Source organism: Streptomyces sp. NPDC107581 (genome assembly GCF_055657175.1).
Genome location: NZ_JBVKBH010000012.1, coordinates 180,669 through 197,696, shown reverse-complemented (window position 1 = coordinate 197,696; position 17,028 = coordinate 180,669). Strand labels below are relative to the sequence as shown.

At 66.6% G+C, this 17,028-nt stretch carries 13 protein-coding genes; 9 read left to right on the top strand and 4 right to left on the bottom strand.

Annotated features, from left to right (window positions below; translation table 11 throughout):
* Positions 1-64: 64 nt before the first annotated feature.
* Positions 65-592, bottom strand: a complete 528-nt coding sequence (locus ACZ7P3_RS28745) for a winged helix-turn-helix transcriptional regulator (RefSeq protein ID WP_472086009.1) — start codon at positions 590-592, stop codon at positions 65-67.
* Between the two features lie 68 nt (positions 593-660).
* On the opposite strand from ACZ7P3_RS28745, the gene ACZ7P3_RS28740 reads away from it, so the two are divergent.
* The gene (locus ACZ7P3_RS28740) at positions 661-2,067 is read left to right on the top strand and encodes an MFS transporter (protein WP_472086007.1); all 1,407 of its coding nucleotides are present in this window, start codon (positions 661-663) and stop codon (positions 2,065-2,067) included.
* 195 nt (positions 2,068-2,262) lie between these two features.
* On the opposite strand, the gene ACZ7P3_RS28735 is transcribed toward ACZ7P3_RS28740, so the two are convergent.
* From ACZ7P3_RS28735 to ACZ7P3_RS28725, 3 genes are all read right to left on the bottom strand, one after another.
* Complete coding sequence (locus ACZ7P3_RS28735) at positions 2,263-3,042, bottom strand: class E sortase (protein ID WP_472086006.1); 780 nt, start codon at positions 3,040-3,042, stop codon at positions 2,263-2,265.
* Positions 3,043-3,220: 178 nt separating this feature from the next.
* Positions 3,221-4,036 carry a TIGR03943 family putative permease subunit gene (locus ACZ7P3_RS28730; protein ID WP_472086004.1) on the bottom strand — a complete coding sequence of 272 codons (816 nt, stop codon included), beginning with the start codon at positions 4,034-4,036 and terminating at the stop codon, positions 3,221-3,223.
* On the bottom strand, positions 4,033-5,091 hold the full coding sequence (locus ACZ7P3_RS28725; protein WP_472086002.1) for a permease: 1,059 nt from the start codon (positions 5,089-5,091) through the stop codon (positions 4,033-4,035). The genes ACZ7P3_RS28730 and ACZ7P3_RS28725 overlap by 4 nt, the downstream gene beginning before the upstream one ends.
* 207 nt (positions 5,092-5,298) lie before the next feature.
* Here ACZ7P3_RS28725 and ACZ7P3_RS28720 point away from each other — a divergent pair, with 207 nt between their 5' ends.
* From ACZ7P3_RS28720 to ACZ7P3_RS28685, 8 genes are all read left to right on the top strand, one after another.
* Positions 5,299-6,309 carry a hypothetical protein gene (locus tag ACZ7P3_RS28720; protein WP_472086000.1) on the top strand — a complete coding sequence of 337 codons (1,011 nt, stop codon included), beginning with the start codon at positions 5,299-5,301 and terminating at the stop codon, positions 6,307-6,309.
* A gap of 475 nt (positions 6,310-6,784) precedes the next feature.
* Positions 6,785-7,204 (top strand): very short patch repair endonuclease, encoded by a 420-nt coding sequence (locus ACZ7P3_RS28715; protein WP_472086177.1) that lies wholly within the window; start codon positions 6,785-6,787, stop codon positions 7,202-7,204.
* A 162-nt stretch (positions 7,205-7,366) separates the two neighbouring features.
* The gene (locus ACZ7P3_RS28710; RefSeq protein WP_472085998.1) at positions 7,367-9,922 is read left to right on the top strand and encodes a Z1 domain-containing protein; all 2,556 of its coding nucleotides are present in this window, start codon (positions 7,367-7,369) and stop codon (positions 9,920-9,922) included.
* On the top strand, positions 9,919-10,944 hold the full coding sequence (locus ACZ7P3_RS28705) for a PD-(D/E)XK motif protein (protein WP_472085997.1): 1,026 nt from the start codon (positions 9,919-9,921) through the stop codon (positions 10,942-10,944). The genes ACZ7P3_RS28710 and ACZ7P3_RS28705 overlap by 4 nt, the downstream gene beginning before the upstream one ends.
* On the top strand, positions 10,941-12,917 hold the full coding sequence (locus tag ACZ7P3_RS28700; RefSeq protein ID WP_472085995.1) for a hypothetical protein: 1,977 nt from the start codon (positions 10,941-10,943) through the stop codon (positions 12,915-12,917). Before ACZ7P3_RS28705 ends, ACZ7P3_RS28700 begins: the two co-directional genes overlap by 4 nt.
* The gene (locus tag ACZ7P3_RS28695; protein ID WP_472085994.1) at positions 12,914-13,810 is read left to right on the top strand and encodes a hypothetical protein; all 897 of its coding nucleotides are present in this window, start codon (positions 12,914-12,916) and stop codon (positions 13,808-13,810) included. Before ACZ7P3_RS28700 ends, ACZ7P3_RS28695 begins: the two co-directional genes overlap by 4 nt.
* The gene (locus ACZ7P3_RS28690; RefSeq protein WP_472085993.1) at positions 13,810-15,654 is read left to right on the top strand and encodes a DUF6339 family protein; all 1,845 of its coding nucleotides are present in this window, start codon (positions 13,810-13,812) and stop codon (positions 15,652-15,654) included. The genes ACZ7P3_RS28695 and ACZ7P3_RS28690 overlap by 1 nt, the downstream gene beginning before the upstream one ends.
* Positions 15,655-15,663: 9 nt before the next feature.
* Entirely contained in the window at positions 15,664-17,016 is a 1,353-nt protein-coding gene (locus ACZ7P3_RS28685; RefSeq protein ID WP_472085991.1) for a DNA cytosine methyltransferase, read from the top strand.
* Positions 17,017-17,028 lie beyond the last annotated feature (12 nt).

Here is a 17,028-nt window from a genome sequence, read left to right as displayed (position 1 = left end):
TGACCTGCGCTTCTGTTACCCGATCCGTGGCTGTTGCGGACCGGTCCCGCTATGACCGCTCCCGTTATACAGGATCGGTCTGGAGGGGCTCCAGCAGCCGCTTCGGCCTGAGCAGCGCCCTGCTGACCGGATCCGCCGGGGCAGGATCGAGTCCCGGGCCCGGCACCAGTACAACGTCCGCGACGGGCACATTGGTTCCACAGGCCGGGCATTCGCCGTACGGCCCGAGTTCGGTGCCGCACTCCGCGTGCCGGAAGGACCGCAGCTGGGCCTCCTGGAAGTTCTCGCGGCCCCACAGCGCGAGGGCCCGCAGCGCAGGCCAGAGCGCGATACCGCGCTCGGTGACGACGTACTCGTCGCGCGGGGGTGCCTCCTGGTACCGGTGTTTTTCCAGGATCCCCTCCTCGGTGAGCGTCTTGAGCCGGGCCGAGAGGACGGCGCGCGGGATGCCGAGGTGGACGAGGAAGTCGTTGTAGCGCCGGATGCCGTAGAGCGCGTCGCGGACGACGAGGAGCGTCCACCGCTCGCCGACGACCTCCAGCGCGCGGGCGATCGAGCATTCCTGTGTCGCGTAGTCCTTGCCCAGTGCCATGCGGTCCACTGTAACCATTTTCCGCCCGTTGGTTCAGTGACCGAACTGATGATGCTACGGTGGGGAACATGCCTAGGTTCAATGAAAGAACCGTCACCCTGCGGCAGCCCACGGCCGTACGACGGGACACCCGCCCCCCAGCACCCCCGCACCCCCGCGCCACTCTGGCCCTGACCAGCGCCGCGACCGCCGTGGCCCTCATGACGTACACGGCCCCGATGGTCACGCTCCCGGACACCGCGGCCGACCTGCACACCCCGCTCTCCGCCCAGGCCTGGCTCCTGAACGGCACCCCGCTCGGCCTGGCCGCCCTCCTCCTGGTGGCCGGCAGCCTGGCCGACGACTACGGCCGGCGCCGCGTCTTCCTCAGCGGCACGCTCGCCCTCGGCCTGACCACGGCGCTGGGCGGCCTGACGACCTCCACCCTCCTGTTCACCCTGGCCCGCATCGCCCAGGGCGCGGCGAGCGCGGCGATCCTGGCGAGCAGCCTGGGCCTGCTGGTGACGGCCTTCCCGAGCCCGCGCGGCCGGCTGCACGCGACCGGTGTGTGGGGCGCGTTCGTGAGCGGCGGCATCGCGGCGGGCCCGCTGGTCTCGGGGGCGATGCCGTCCTGGCGGGTGGCGTACGGCGTCCTGGGCGCGGCGGCGCTGCTGGTGGCGGCGCTCGGGCTGCGGCCCCTGAAGGAGTCGAAGGCCTCCCAGGGCGGCCGCCCCGACGTCCTCGGCGCACTGACCTTCGGCTCGGCGCTGGTTGCCCTGGTGGCGGCCCTGACCCTGGGCCGGGACGGCTGGCTGCGGACACCGGTGGGCCTGCTGCTGGCCGCGGTGGTGGCCCTGATGGCCCTGTTCGCGCTGGTGGAGCACCGGACCCGGACCCCCATGCTCGACCTCTCGCTGCTGCGCCGGCCCCGCTTCCTGGCGTCCGCGGCCGGCGGCCTGTTCACCGGTCTGACGGTGATCGGCCTCTTCAGTTACCTCCCCGCCCTGCTCCAGCAGACGCTGCACCTGTCCGCGATGAACACGGCCTGGCTGCTCCTGCTGTGGTCCGGTCTGTCCTTCGCGGTGGCCCTGCAGGCGAAGCGGCTGGCGGGCCGGGTCAGCCCGCGGTGGCAGCTCGCCACCGGTTTCCTGCTGCACGCGGTGGGCGCGCTGGCGATGCTGGGCGCGATCGGCGCGGGCTCGTGGGTGCGGCTGCTGCCGGGCCTGGTGATCGGCGGCGTCGGCAGCGGCCTGCTGAACGCCGCACTGCCCCTCGTGTCGGTGGAGTCGGTCCCCACCGAGCGGGCGGCCATGGGCTCCGGCGCCCAGCAGACGTTCCGCTACATCGGCTCCTGCGCGGGCGTGGCCCTGACGATCGCACTCGTCACGTCGTCCGGCGCGGGCCTGGCCCGGGGCGCGGACCTGGCGATGGTGGTGTCGGCGGGCCTGGCCGTGCTCGGGGCGGCGAGTGTGGTGGTGCTGCGGGAGCGGGCGTGAGCCGGAGCGGGAGCGGGAGCGGGCGTGAGCCGGAGCCGGAGCGGGAGCGGGAGCGGGGGTGAACGGGAACGGGAGCCGGAGTGAGCCGGAACGGGAGCCGGGGTGAGCGGGAAGCTGAGGTGAGCGGACGCGAGCCGCGGGTCTTCGGGGGTTCTCCTGGGCCGCCACCGTCAGGACCGGCCGGCCCACCCGGGGCTACCCCCGGGGCCGCATCGACACCAGCTTCCCCCACACCGCCATCCGGTAGCGCGAGGTGAACTCGGGAGTGCAGGTGGTCAGCGTGATGTAGTAGCCGGGCCGGTCGTACCCGTAGGAGGGCCTGACGAGCGACCGCGGCACGGGCCGTACGACCCCGGAGTCCCTCGACGACGTCTGCGGCAGAACCTTGTCGACGGCGTACGTGTACGTCGCCGTCGCCGTCTCGACCCGGATGGTGTCCCTGAGCCGCAGCCGAGGGAGGTACCGGAAGGGCTCGCCGTGGGTGTTCCGGTGCCCGGCGAGCGCGAAGTTCCCGGCCTGGCCGGGCTGCTGGGTGCCGGGGTAGTGACCGACGTACCCCTTGTTGAGCACGTCCGGCTTGCTCACGCCTTCGGCGACGGGGACGCGGAGGTGCAGCCGGGGGATGGTGAGGACGGCGTACGCCTGGGAGGCACGGGGGCGCCCGGAGACGACGGCGGCGTCGTCCGGCCGCCGCCCCGCACGGCCGGGCGCGCCCGTCGCCGGCCGGGCCGATGCCTGCGCCGAGGGCGTCGCGCCCGGTGCCGGACCGCCCTCACCGCGCGTGCCCCACTCCTTCTCCAGGGCCTCCACTTTCCGTGCGGCTCCCTGCCGGGCCTCCCGGTTGGTCCACCACAGCTGATGCACGACGAGCAGCAGGAGCACGACCCCGGCGGTGACGAGCACCTCGCCGCCGGCCCACAGCCCCCGCCGCCACTTCGCCCGCCTGCGCCGATCACGGTGCCGTACGACTCGCATCCGCACACTCACCTCCCGGGAGCCGCCCGCACGATAGGGCGAGGCGCGCCAACTCGCCAGAGCAGCAGGGGTTCCGACCGCCGGGAACCCCCTGACGTCACCGGCCGGAGTCACCCTGCGCGCGGCAGGCCGGAGTCACCGTTCATGCTGCGGCTCAGGGCAGTATTCATGCTGCGGCTCAGGGCAGTGGAAGGGCGTCCTGGTATCCGTTCACCGGCCGGGCGACCTTCTCGACCGTACGGGCGTCGAGCGCGACCGTGGCGGAGCCGGTGCCCAGCTTCCCGCCGGCGTGCCAGGTGCCGGTCACGGTCACCCATGTGTTGGCGGGCAGCACGGGACCGCCGTAGACGCGCACCTTCACGGACTGGGCGTCCGCCGCACAGCAGTTGAGGATGATCCGCGTCAGGTCCCAGCTCACGCCCGGCCGAACGGGGGTGACGAACCCGGTCATCCGGATGCTGCGCCCCTTGATGGCCTGCGCCCGGTCCTGCCGCACCCGGCTGGTGAAGTCGGAGAGGGTCAGGGGGACCGGCGAGGTGCCGGGCAGCGGATCGAAGTCGCTCTGCTCGGCGACGGCCTTGGGCGGCTGCCGGGAGGCGGTGTAGGCGCCGAGGGCGGGCGGGGCGTAGCAGAGCAGGCTGAGCGCCGGGAGGAGGAGCAGCCAGGCGACGCGGGGCAGGGAGCTGTGATCGTGCCCGTGCCCCTCTTCGCCACCGTGCCCGCCGAACCCCTCTCCTCCCTCGTGCTCGTCCTCGTCCTCTTCCTCGTTCCCTTTCTCCTTTCCCTCTCCTCCCTGTCTGTCGAGTCCCTCTCCCCCCTGTCTGTCGAGCACGGCGCTTGCCAGGCCCAGCAGGAGCAGCACGACGCCGGAGGCGACGAGCAGGGGCCGCATGCCTTCCTTGACGTACCTCAGGCACAGGTCGGTGAAGAGGGAGACGTGCAGCAGCCCGAGCCCGCAGAGCGCGAGCAGGAACGCCTGGAGGATTCGCTTCACAGCAGCACCCCGCCGATCAGCGAGCTGCACGCGACGGCGACGACGACGGTGGCGGCGGAGAACCGTACGGCGAAGGCCCGGCCGAAGGTCCCCGCCTGAAGAGCGATGAGCTTCAGGTCGACCATGGGTCCCACCACCATGAACGTGAGCCGCGCAAGCGGCGGGAACCCGGTCAGCGAGGCGGCGAGAAAGGCGTCGGCCTCGGAACACACGGCGAGCAGCACGGCGAGCCCGGCCAGGAAGAGCACGGACAGCCAGGGTGCCCCGGCGAAGGTGTCGAGCACGGACCGGGGAACGGCGACATTGAAGGTGGCGGCCGCCATGGCCCCGAGCACGAGAAACCCACCGGCGTGCAGGAAGTCGTGCTGGAAGCCCAGCCGGAACTCGTTCCACCGGCTGTGCCCGTGCCGATGCCCGGTGTGCCGCGCGGTCGGCCGCAGCCACTCCGTCCGCCCGAACCGCAGCCACAGCCACCCCATGACCACGGCGGTGACGAGCGAAGCGACCAGCCGGGCCAGCACCATGGCGGGGTTCCCGGGGAAGGCGATGGCGGTGGCGGTGAGCACGACCGGGTTGATGGCCGGGGCGGACAGCAGGAAGGCGAAGGCGGCGGCCGGGGCGACCCCGCGCCCGATCAGGCTGCTCGCCACCGGTACCGAGGCACACTCGCACCCGGGCAGGACGACCCCGGCGACACCGGCGACCGGAACGGCGAGCGCGGGCCGGCGCGGCAGCACCCGGCTGAACACCCGCTCCGGCACGAACGCGTTGATCGCGCCGGACAGGGCCGTGCCCAGCAGCAGGAAGGGCAGGGCCTGCACCGTGACGGCCAGGCACACGGTCCGCCAGGCCTGCACGGCGGGGGCGTCCCCCCAGCGCCCGAGGAGAATGACGGCCGTACCGGGGACGACGGCGGCCCCCAGCAGGAGCAGCGGCCAGTGCCGGGGCGGCTCGGGCCGCGAGCCGTCCTCGTACCCGCCGGGTGCGGGCCCCGCACCGGCCGCGGCACCGTCCGCCGCACGGTCCCCGGCGACCAGGGCACCCGTCTTCTCCATGCCGACTCCGCTTGTCGATGTCCGCGTCGAACATAGCGGTCGCCGTCGGCCGTCCCCTCATCACCCAGGGGCCGGAGCCCACTTCCCCACTTCCTCTTTCTCATCTCTTTCCCTGCCCTTTGTGCCCCGCGTTCCCTCCCCGGGTGCCTCACGCTCCCTCCCAGGGGTGCCTCACGTTTGTCACCGCCCGGCAGTACGGTGTCACTCATGCGCCCCGACACGCCTGCCGAGAACGTCGACCACACCGCCGAAGCGGCACGCCTGGAGCGGACCGCCGGCCTGTATCCCGAAGACACCGAGGCCCTGCTCCTGCGCGCCGCGGCCCACCTGGAACTGGCCGGCGACCGCCCCGCCGCGACGACGCTCTACGACCGCCTGCTGTCCTCGACCGACGGCCTGGAGAGTCCTGCTCTGGTACGGGCCCTGAAGGCCTCGAACCTCTGGGAGTACGGCCATGAGGCAGAGGCGAGGGCGATCATCGACGGAGTCCGGGCCGCCGCGCCCCGCGACGCGGCCCCCTGGGTGATCGTGGCCGAGGCCCTGGAGTCCCACGACGAGCTGCAGGCGGCGGAGGAGACGTTCACGGAGGCGGCGAGCCTGCTCCTGACGGACGGGACGGAGCCCCCGTACTCCACCCACCCCCTGCTCTACGGCCGTCACCGCGTCCGCCGCATGCTGGGCCTGGCCCATGACGAGTGGGACACCCTGGCGGACACCCTCCACTCCTCCCCGGTCGCCCTGGACGAACTCCACGACCCGAAGCGGGTGTGGTCCCTGGGCTCGGACAACCCGGCGGAACTGCAGGCGGAGATCTCCCGTCTGCAAGCCGAACTGGGCGCCTACCGGGAGGCCCTGTCCCGCCCGTTCCCGGTGGCGGTGCTGCACTGGCCGGCGGCCGAGCTGACGGAGCTGGTTGCCGCGTATCCGGACCTGCACGCCGAGTACCCGTCCCACGAGGAGCACCTGTCGACCATAGAGGCCGCGCTGCGCGAACTGTCCTCTTCCGGCACGCCGAACCTGGGGATCGTGACGGGGACCGTGCCGTCGTACGAGGCGTTCTCCGCGTCGGAGGGGGCGTCGCCGGGTGACACGACGCTCCTGCCGCAGTATGCGACCACGCTGGCGGCCAGGGGGCGGGCTGCGGCTTGGCCGCCGCAGAAAGGGGCGGGGTGCTGGTGCGGCTCCGCCGAGTCCTACGGGGTGTGCCACGGAGCCTAGGGACAAAGAAGTACTTCCACGCGGCTCCACAGCCACGCGTCTGACACGCCGCAAACCTTGCCGACGTCCCTGGCTCGCGGTCGCTCCGGTCCCCCTCCGGCCGATCAGGCTTCCCACCTCGGGCCAGGCTTCCCTTGGGCCACCCGCTCGCTTCCATCCGGTGCTCGAGCGGCCCGGGTCAGGGGTGGGACGAAGGGCCAGGGACACAGCCGACGTGGGAGCGCCCTGGAGTTCCGCGGCGGAGGCACGACGGTGCCGAGAAGTGGGCAATCGATTCCACTTCGCTGTCACGTGACCAAGCCACCGAAAAGGGACGGGCGCCTGGTCAAGACCGGCGCAATCGATCTACGGCTCCGGTCCGAGACCATTCCGGTTCTGCTTCTGTCCCAGGGTGAAGGGGCACATGCGCCCGTTGCGCCGGCAGAATGCTGCCGTGTCGCATGCCGTACCTTCCTCCGCCGCCGTATCCGCCCGCATGAGCCGCCAGGGTTCGCGCGACACGGCGCCCGAAGTTGCGGTCCGCCGACTGCTTCACGCGGCGGGTCTGCGCTATCGCGTGAACATGCCGGTGCCCGGGATGCCCCGGCGCACGATCGACATCGTCTTCACTCGAGCCAAGGTTGCCGTCTTCCTGGACGGCTGCTTCTGGCACGGCTGCCCCGAACACGCCACGCGCCCGAAGGCAAACGCAGAGTGGTGGCGTGCCAAGCTCGACAAGAACATGGCACGGGACCTCGAGACAACAGAGCATCTGGCATCTACCGGCTGGACGGTGCTGCGCTTCTGGGAGCACGAATCCGCCGAGGCCGTGGCGCGTCGAATCGCCACGTCGGTGGCGACCGGACGGTCACGTACCGAGGGGCGGAGAGGTCTGACGGACAAGCATCAGTCGTGACACAGTCCTTGGGGCAACAGCCATCTGACTGAATAATGTGCAGACCATGTAAAGGTAGCGCTGCGTCATCTGCCGGCCGCGCCGACTGGGGGAGCGATCCGGCGGAACGATGGCGCACCAGTCCATACACTTGACGAGTGGGAGCGGGGGCGGTCGGGTCCGATGACCGACGAGTTCGACGGCATGTACGAGACGTTCAAGGCGCTTCTGGACGCTTTCCCCCCGTCCGAAGCCGTCAAGCGGCTGGAGATGCTCGGCGTCAACCCGGAGATCGTCCAGGAGATCCGGGACCGCCACGAACGCCAGACAATACTCATCAAGGAGCTCGAAGAGCCACACGCGGTTGTCCTCGGAAACCGCGACACGTGGTACACAGGGCCGCAGGACAAAGACAGGTGCTGGCCTGCGATTGTCGATCTGCTGCGCAAGGACGGTTGGTCCGACGAGCCTGCGATCCGTAGCCTTGACGACTCCTCCACGCGTGTGGTGTCACTACTGAACCACCCCAAGGAGAAGTCGTTCTCCACGCGAGGTCTGGTCGTGGGCCATGTGCAGTCCGGCAAGACCACCAACTTCACATCCGTAATGGCCAAGGCAGCCGACCGCGGGTACAAGCTCTTCATCGTCCTGGCCGGAATCCACAATGGCCTGCGCCGTCAGACCCAGGCGCGCCTGGTCCAGCAGCTTGTGGAACCCAATCCCTCACTTTGGTCGCAATTGACCGGCCTGGACAAGGATTTCACCCCTCAGGAGAACCCGGCCTCCTACTTCGGCAAGAGCAACAAGACACACGTACTGTGCGTGGTCAAGAAGAACGCGACGGTGCTGCGCAAGCTGGCCCGATGGCTGGAGACAGCAGCGGACTACTTGCAGGACTGCCCGGCGTTGATCATTGATGACGAAGCGGACCAGGCGACCGTTGCGACGAAGTCCATCAATCCGCTGATCCTCAGCATTATGAGCAGCCTCCCGCGATCCGCCTACGTTGGCTACACGGCGTCTCCGTTCGCCAACCTGCTCATCGATCCGAGTGCTCAGGACCTATATCCCCGCGACTTCGTTGTGAATCTCCCGAAGCCCGAGGGACACTTCGGCACGGAGGTCCTTTTCGGCCGCTACGCACTCGACGGGGAGGACCCCGAACAGGTCGACGACGGATACGACATGATCCGTTCGGTCCCCGACGACGACGTGGCGTGCGTCCGTCCGGAGAGCAGGGCCGACGTCGAGGGCTTCGAGCCCGTCATCACCGATACGCTCCGCAGGGCCGTCGAATATTTCTGGCTGGCCACAGCGGCTCGTCGTGTGCGCCGTAGAGGCAACCCACACAGCACAATGTTGATTCACACCAGCGTCAACACTTCGGTGCACAACAGCTTCAAACGCCCGTTGGAACATCTGTTGGAGCGCACTGCTCAGTCCCTCACCGATATGAGCTTCCTTTCCCGCCTGCGCGCTCTGTGGGAGGACGAGACAGCATGCGTCCCTGCCAAGGAGTTCGGCGAGAAGAAGGTTGCCTTCGACGACCTGACCCCCGAGCTGCCCGGTGTGCTGCGGAGCTGCCGTGTCATCATGGACAACTCCAGCAGCGAGGATCGTCTCGACTATGAGAACGGCCCTGTCGTGGCAATCGCGGTGGGTGGCAACACGCTTTCCCGAGGGCTCACGCTCGAAGGCTTGTCGGTCAGCTATTTCGTCCGCGCCGTCTCGGCCTACGACACGCTGTTGCAGATGGGTCGCTGGTTCGGATTCAGGAACGGCTACGCAGACCTACCGCGCATCTGGATGACCGACGAGCTGGCCGAGTGGTTCCGGCATCTCGCCACTGTCGAGACAGAAATGCGTCGAGACATCGACATATACTTGACCGAGGCGGAGACTCCCCTCACCTTTGCCGTACGCCTGCGCACGCACCCTGCGCTGCGTGTCACCGCGGCGGCCAAGATGCGTGATGCCGTCACCGCAGCATCGTCGTACGGCGGCAAGCGGGTCCAAACACATTACTTCCGGACCGACGCAGACTGGCTGCGCGGAAACATCTCCGCAGCCCGCAACCTGGTGGCGTCCTCTCTCGCGAATGCTGTCCGGATCGAGGACCGGTCATCGGAGGGACGATATATCTTCCGGGATGTCCCCCACGACGTGGTGACCGACTTTCTGGGCACATACAAATTCCACGAGAAATCGCCTGAGAACGACGCCGACCTGATCATTGATTACATCCAGAAGCGAGTCAAGGCGGCCGACTCCCTCCGCCGATGGAACGTGGCGATCGTCGGCAACCCCACCGGGGAGCGGCTCACCCTTGCACAGGGTGTTGACGTTGGACTCAACACCCGTGCCCGTCTTGCTGTGAGCAATCCCGATCCGTATTTCGCCGACATCAAGACCCTCATGAGCCGCCGCGATGCCGCTGTGGACTTGGACGGCGACACGGCGAAACTGACCGAGCAGGGCATCATGGATCATCGTCGCCGGCTTCTCCCGGACACCGGGCTGTTGGTTCTCTACCCCATTGACAAGACTTCCGCACCGACTCCGGCCAAGAAACTCCGTGCTCCCTTGAACGCAGAAGAGCACGTCCTGGGCGTCGGTTTGGTGTTTCCCGAGCCCCGACATGGGGACAGCACCGTCAAGAAGTACATTTCCGCCAATCTTTCCGGACTGCGCTTGGAGGACGAGGACTACAGCCTGCTCGTCGAAGGCGAAGACACGTGAACGGCGAGGTCTTCCGGGAACTGATCGAAGGCCACTGGGCTGCACTCGAGGCCGAGCAGACCACGGGCGAACGTCGCCTGCGGGTGTCACAACTTCCAGTGATGACAGCCCAGGGCTCGCTTGCTGCAGGTGTCGACCACGATGGCCATCGGCACGTTCTGGTGCCGGTGACGACACACCGCAAGGTCCGAACCAATCTTGACGGGCCCGTGCTTCGACTGCACAAGCGTCCGTTGGAAGACGACGAGACCTACCAGATGTACGCCGACCTTGCCTGCCTGCGCACAGACCTCAACGACCTGTTCACTGAGCTGTGCGTGGAAATATTGAGCGCCACAGCGGCGCTTCCCGAGAACGCTGTGAAGGCCCTCTACCGAGTCCTTGACCGCTGGAAGGCTCTCTTCCAGTCGCAAAGTGCGCCACTCGGCCCTGAACAAATAGCAGGCTTGTTCGGCGAATTGTTGGTCCTGAGTCGACTCCTTGAGCGCGACTCCAGCGCCCATCGGCTCTGGCGAGGACCCGAGGGGCACCCCCACGACTTCGTGGCCGGTAAGGCAGCAGTCGAAGTCAAGACAAGCAGTGCTGCTGGAGCGGGAAGATGCAGGATCCATGGGCTCGGCCAGCTCGATGCCCCTCAGGGAGGAACACTCTGCCTGGCATGGTTCCGTCTGGAGACACCCAGTGCAAGTGAATCCGGAGTCGGATTCATGGAGTTGCTGGAGCAGACACTTCATTCGTGCGACGACGAAAGCGCGCTCGCCAAAATGCTTGCTTCAGTGGGCTACCGCCCTGAAGACGCCGAAAAATATCGGAAAGCACGCTTTGTGATCGGCGATGAGCGGTGGTACCGGGTGACGCCCGAATTCCCTCGCCTCACAACACGAACACTTCTTGACGCAGGCGTACCGGTCTCCGTCCTGGACGTCGAGTACACGATCGACTTGTCCAAGGACGCACCGATGCCGATGGCAGCCGACGAGGTCGTTCAAGCACTCGATCATCTGATCCGGGAGTCCGTGTGACCGAGCCCCAGTGGGTTTCCCAGCCGTACCCTCCGGAAGGTGCGAGTGCCGCCGAAGGCATCCGCAACCAACTGGGACGCCCGGAACTAGACCTGCTCACCATCCTGGTACGTGAGTCCGCCCAGAACAGCTGGGATGCCCGACTTCTCCACGCCGAAGCTCCCGTCGACTACCGCATAGACATGTGGACCGTCGGCCCCGCTCACACCGCCGCCTGGAGGGAACTGCTGCTTGCAGGCGCTCCCAGCAGCAACAATTTCCCACTTCGAGAGACCCTCAAGCGTGGCTCGATTCGAGTACTGGCAGTGTCCGATCGTGGCACTCGCGGACTCGGAGGGCCGACCCGTGCAGACGACGCCGTGGGCCCGGAACGCGACTTCGTCTCCTTCATCCGCAACATCGGTGAACCTCGCGACACGGCGCTCGGAGGCGGCACCTACGGCTTCGGCAAAGGAATCTTCTACCTATTGTCCAAGCCCGGAACGGTACTTGTCCATTCCCGGTGCCTCACGGCACCGGGAACGTACGAGACCCGTCTCATCGGCTGCACACTTTGGAAAAGCTACGTGGCCTTCGAGGACCAGGGGCACCGGCGCTACACGGGCAGGCACTGGTGGGGTGACGCCTCCGGCCAGGTCGTGGAACCACTTGTCGGTCAGGAAGCCGAGACCTTCGCCCAACGGCTCGGCCTGAAACCCTTTGGCCCTCAGGAGACCGGGACAACTGTTGCAGTCATCGATCCCAACCTGGACGGCCTTGAGGTATCTGAAGCAGCCGACTACCTGGGCGACACCATTGCCTGGCATCTCTGGCCCAAGATGATCTCCGTCGCAGGCAGGCCGCCCGCCATGCGCTTCTCCGTCACATGTAACGGTCTCCAGCATCCGGTGCCCGATCCACGGGACACCCGCCCACTCAACATGTTCGTCGCAGCCTACGAAGAGATGGCAGGTCCGGATCACAGCAACCTCGAGTGCCTGAAGCCGAGACGTCATTTGGGACGGTTGGGGCTGGTGAAGCGCATCATGCCCTCCCTCGAACCCACACGGGCGTCACGCATGCTGGACATCGAGGACCTGATCCATCATGTCTGCCTGATGCGTCCCGCAGAACTCGTCGTCACCTACCACCCTGGGCCAAAGCCTCCCAGCGCAAATCAGGGCTATGCCGGGGTCTTCAGGGCCGACGAGGACATGGACGACATCTACGCCAAGGCTGAGCCGCCCACGCACGACGCCTGGAACCCGCAGTCCCTCGAAAGACCCGAAAGCACCTTCGTGCAGACGACTTTCCGGCGTATCGGTGAGGCTCTCGAGGGTCTGTTGTCCCTGAGCGGCGTAACACGTCCCGGAGCAAGCAATGTGGCGCTCGGCGCCGCCAGTTCGAAGTTTTCCGGGCTGGTGGGCGGCGCCTGGGGCGTGGGGGGAGCAACGGCCCATTCGAAGCCGGGCAGTACTGCAACTAGTGGCACCGGACCGTATGCGGAGGAAGCGGGCCTTCGGACAGCAGGTCGTCCGGCATCGACGCCTCAAGCACCCGATTCGGTGACGGCTGCCGGACTCGGCCCCCGTGGCTCCCACGGCAACAAGCCGTCCGCCGGCGGCTCGGAGCCCAGTGCTGTCGGCTCCGTTGCCCGCCGTCCGCGCGTGCAGTACATCGGCGATCCCTACTACGACGATCGCGACAACGACTCGGTGCTGATTCAGGATTTCCGACTCCCAGTACCGGGGACCCAGCGTGTGCACATCGATCTTGCGATCACCCTGCCCGGGGCTGGTGGGCGCGAGACCGATCCGCCCATCGGTGCCAGCATGCCTGAGCTCATCGGCTGGGAAGACTACGCAGGTCACTTGTTCACCTCGGATCCGCACGTACTCGAAGGGGGCGAATCCATCTGGCGCGCCCTCGTGCGGCCGGCACCGGACACCATGACTGAGATCGGCATCAAGGTCGAGGCGGTGAAGACCCCGTGACTCGGCGCGTCCTGCCCTACCGGGTTCCGGCGGAGGATGTCGTCTCTGCCGAGCCGTGGCACCTCATCGTCGAGGACGGCGAGGTGGCCCTGCCCGAAGCACTGCCGGACTGGGACTACCAGATGGATCTGCGCATGCGCAGGAACATCCGAATCGATGTGGACCGAGCCCGGCGACAGTCCGGCCTCCCGACGAACGCCCCTCTCATGGTCTCCACCGTGTGGACCGCCACTGGCTCGAATCTGAGCGGCCCGGCACAGCAGGTGCGTTTGACAGGGTCAGGCACCGTCACTGCACAGTTCGACCTGCTTCTCCACGGCGCCGATCTCGGTGGTCTACTGATCATGGACACCGCTCTCGTACTGGCCGAACGACGGAACGACGCCCGTCCTTCGTCACCCCGGCGAGCAGGTTCCGTACTCTGGAGTGACCGAGCGGAAGTTCGCCTCCAGGGTGACGCCCCGCAGTTCCCGATGGCCGTGATCGACTTCGCTCGGACATCGTTTCCGGACGACGCAGCATGGCATCTGCAGATCAGCGGAGGCATGGACCATGCCTCCATGGGTGCCCTGCTGCTCCTGGTCAACGAACGGAACCCGGTCACAGCCACGGCATTTCAAAATGCAGGGCGGCCACGCCCCGTTGATCGAGTCGTGCTCTCCGCCGTCTACGCGGACGTTGCCCGGACCATGATCGAACATGCCCTCGCCCAGGACGACTTCTCCGAGGATGCCGACTTCCCGAACGGTTCGCTGGGCGCCACCCTGCTGAGCCTGTTCGACCGACTCTTCTCCGGGCAGTCGATCACTGACGTGCGGTTGCGCCAACGACAGTGGCCGACGTTGTTCGCCTCGGACCTGCAAGCTGCCGTACGAATCTTCGAGGGGTCGTAATGAGCTTCCTCTATCCTCGGCTCCTCTCCGCGCAGGCGAGACCGTTGTACGACGAGTACAAGCAGCTCGGCGTAGCAGCCCTGGCCCACCGTGTGGCTGTCACCCACGACTCCGCGGTGTACGTGGCCACCGGCGGTGACCGCATCTCCAGCGGTCAGCTCCATGAACTTCGCGGGGGCGTGCTCGACCTGGCGAAGCAGGCAGGTTACCCGGACGACTCCGATCGGACGCGCAACGCCGAGTTCGATCTGCAGCTGGCCGCTCTGCTGCACACTGAGACGGGTATGGTGCCTGCCGAAGCCGCGTCCCGCGACGTCTGGGCCTTCTTGGCGTTGGTCCTTCTTCCCGACATCGCCTTCTGGCGCTATCCCCAGCCGCCCACGGATCGCGTTCTCGGCACCGACCTCACCCGCCATGTCTTCGGCCGGCTCTGGTGGCGTGCACAGCTCGTTCGCTCGCCCAACGCAGCGGAGCCGTACGCTGCCCTCGAAATCCTCGGCGAGGCCGCGTTCGACCAGATCTATGCACGACGTGCTGCGCTTGGCGGAAGCCCCCATCTTGTCCGCGCCATCCTGCGTGTGTGGAAAGACCTGGACCTCACGGGCCTGAACGAACGCGACACCCTTCGCGACTTCCTCAAGCGGCTGCTTCGACTAGCCCCGTTCGTGCTGTTCGACGGAATCGAGGAGCGGGCACTGGACGACGAACTGCACGCGGTTGCACAAGAGTCGGTCGACGCCCAACGAGTCAGCTCTGCAAAGACCATGCGCGCCCCTGCCGGGCGGACACAGGACAAGGCACCGAACGGTACCCCGGAAACCTTTCCTTCGGTTGCCACCATGCAGGATGAGCAATCGCTTTCTCGACCCGCCCCGGCAGCTGAAGTCGGCACTGGACGGTTCAGGTCCTTGGAGATCTGCGCCGGCGCAGGTGCACAGGCATTGGGGCTCGAACGCGCCGGGTTCGACCCGATAGTGCTCATAGACAGCAAGGCCGATGCCTGCTTCACCATTGATCTCAACCGCCCGGGATGGGACGTAGTGTGCATGGATGTCGCCCAATTCCACCCGAGCATGCGCCCCGACGTCATGGGAGTTGAACTCCTCAGCGGTGGATTGCCGCGCGTGAAGTCTCCGGCGACAGTCGGTCGAGCAGAAGACACCGAAGAACGCCGAGTTCTGCGGGCAGCGATTTCTTTGGCATGTGAGATCAAACCGAAGGCCGTACTCCTTGAGAACGTTCCGGACCTCGTCGAGAGTCCAGAATTCACTACAGACCGTGCTTGGATCGAGATGGAACTGCGGCAGGCCGGCCTGCACTCAAGTTGGAAGGTGCTCAACGCAGCCGACTTCAGGGTCCCGCAGAACAGGAACAGCGGCTTTCTGGTAGCCCTCCAGGACCCCTACTTCGCTCGGTTTTCCTGGCCCGAGCCGACAGGATCACCTTCACCTACGGTCGGCCAAGTCCTTGGCCCATCCATGTCCGCCCGCGGCTGGCCCGGAGCGGGTCCCTGGACACGGAAGGCGGATCGCATCGCCCCTGCACTTGTCGGAGGCTCCGACCGGCGAGGGGGCGCCGACCTGGGTCCTACTGGTAGCAAGAGGGCATGGGCGGCACTCGGAGTGAACGGCAGCAGCCTCGGCGACGAGCCTCCGGGACTTGACTTCCCGGTTGACAGTGAGCCCAAGCTCACAGTTGAACAAGCTGCGATGATTCAATCGTTCCCTTCCGACTGGAAGCTCTTCGGTGGCAAGACGTCCAGGTATCGTCAAGTGGGGCACGCGATGCCTCCTCCCCTTGCAACCGTGCTGGGTCTGGCCATCGCCGCCGCACTCCGAGGCTAAGATCGCCCCATGCTCATGCCCCGTCCCGTTGCTCCCGATCCGATCACAGTCGTCGACCTGTTCAGTGGCTGCGGCGGCTTCACCCAGGGGTTTCACGAGTTTCGTCCTGCGGGAAGGGACGACAGCGGGCCGGTCTTCCACAGCATCGCAGCCGTCGAACACAACGTTGCCGCTGCAGCCACGTATGCAGTGAACTTCGGAACTCTCCGGCTCGACGAGCGGGTTCCCGCTGCCCGAGTGCACGTGGGCGACATCGAAGACTGGCGACCAACTCCGGAAGCTCTCCACGCGGACGTCGTCGTCGGTGGTCCGCCGTGTCAAGGCTTCTCGGCGTTGAATCGCAACAAAAAGGGCAGTGAGCGCAATCGCCTTTGGGAAGAGTACGTAAGAATCGTCGCCGAAATCCGCCCCAAGGTATTTGTCATCGAGAATGTCGACCGCTTCCTCAAATCGGATGAGTTTCGTAACCTGCTCAACGAAGTGAAAGAGGGCGGAAAGCTTTCGGAGTATCGGCTGGTGGATCCCCCCGGATATGAACCCTCCGACAGCGACGAAGAGAAGAGCAAACGATATCTGCTCAACGCCGCTGACTACGGTGCGGCTCAAGCCCGCCGGCGAGCCATCGTCATCGGTGTCCGCCACGATATCGACAACGGCCGAGCGTTGACGTATCCCATCAGAACGCATCTTCGGCGACCGAGAGGATCGCTCGCTGCCGCCGCTCAGCCGCTTGATGGTTTGGATGCCGGAATGTCGTACTGGAAGGCCGTCGACGACATCTTCACCGAGTCTGCGAAGCACAGTATCAGGGGAACCGAACTTCCGGACGGCAAGGAATTCATCCCCGAGGTGAATTCCGTACTCCAAGGAATCTTCACCACCTGCGATCTGCATTTCGGTCGCAACCCGGAGGCACTTTCCAGAGCGCGTTATCGCGCCATCCCGCCGGGAGGAAATAGAAAAAACCTCCGGGACAAGTGGTACACACTGGATGAGCTCAACGAAGTACACGTGTTCGACACCCCCAACCCGCCAGGAGTACGGACACCTGTCGAATATCTTTCGACGAAGAGCTGGGACAATCACAACACCGGCACGGGGGATGTAATGGGGCGGCTTCGCTACGGCGAGCCCTCAGTCACCATCCGTACCGAGTTCTTCAAGCCGGAAAAGGGTCGCTACCTGCATCCGGAAGAGCCCCGTCCGATTACGCACTACGAGGCCGCCCGAATCCAAGGCTTTCCGCTGGGCTTCCGCTGGTGCGGGTCGAAGGTTGAAATCGCAACCCAAATCGGAAATGCGGTGCCGATTCCACTCGGAAAGGCAATTGCCGCCTCAATACACGCATACCTTCGTGGATGAGACCATCGATGT

Bases quoted from the DNA above. Each gene is read 5' to 3' on its own strand.
- ACZ7P3_RS28745 (WP_472086009.1), bottom strand. From the start codon at position 592: ATGGCACTGGGCAAGGACTACGCGACACAGGAATGCTCGATCGCCCGC.
- ACZ7P3_RS28740 (WP_472086007.1), top strand. From the start codon at position 661: ATGCCTAGGTTCAATGAAAGAACCGTCACCCTGCGGCAGCCCACGGCC.
- ACZ7P3_RS28735 (WP_472086006.1), bottom strand. From the start codon at position 3,042: ATGCGAGTCGTACGGCACCGTGATCGGCGCAGGCGGGCGAAGTGGCGG.
- ACZ7P3_RS28725 (WP_472086002.1), bottom strand. From the start codon at position 5,091: ATGGAGAAGACGGGTGCCCTGGTCGCCGGGGACCGTGCGGCGGACGGT.
- ACZ7P3_RS28720 (WP_472086000.1), top strand. From the start codon at position 5,299: ATGCGCCCCGACACGCCTGCCGAGAACGTCGACCACACCGCCGAAGCG.
- ACZ7P3_RS28715 (WP_472086177.1), top strand. From the start codon at position 6,785: ATGAGCCGCCAGGGTTCGCGCGACACGGCGCCCGAAGTTGCGGTCCGC.
- ACZ7P3_RS28710 (WP_472085998.1), top strand. From the start codon at position 7,367: ATGACCGACGAGTTCGACGGCATGTACGAGACGTTCAAGGCGCTTCTG.
- ACZ7P3_RS28690 (WP_472085993.1), top strand. From the start codon at position 13,810: ATGAGCTTCCTCTATCCTCGGCTCCTCTCCGCGCAGGCGAGACCGTTG.
- ACZ7P3_RS28685 (WP_472085991.1), top strand. From the start codon at position 15,664: ATGCTCATGCCCCGTCCCGTTGCTCCCGATCCGATCACAGTCGTCGAC.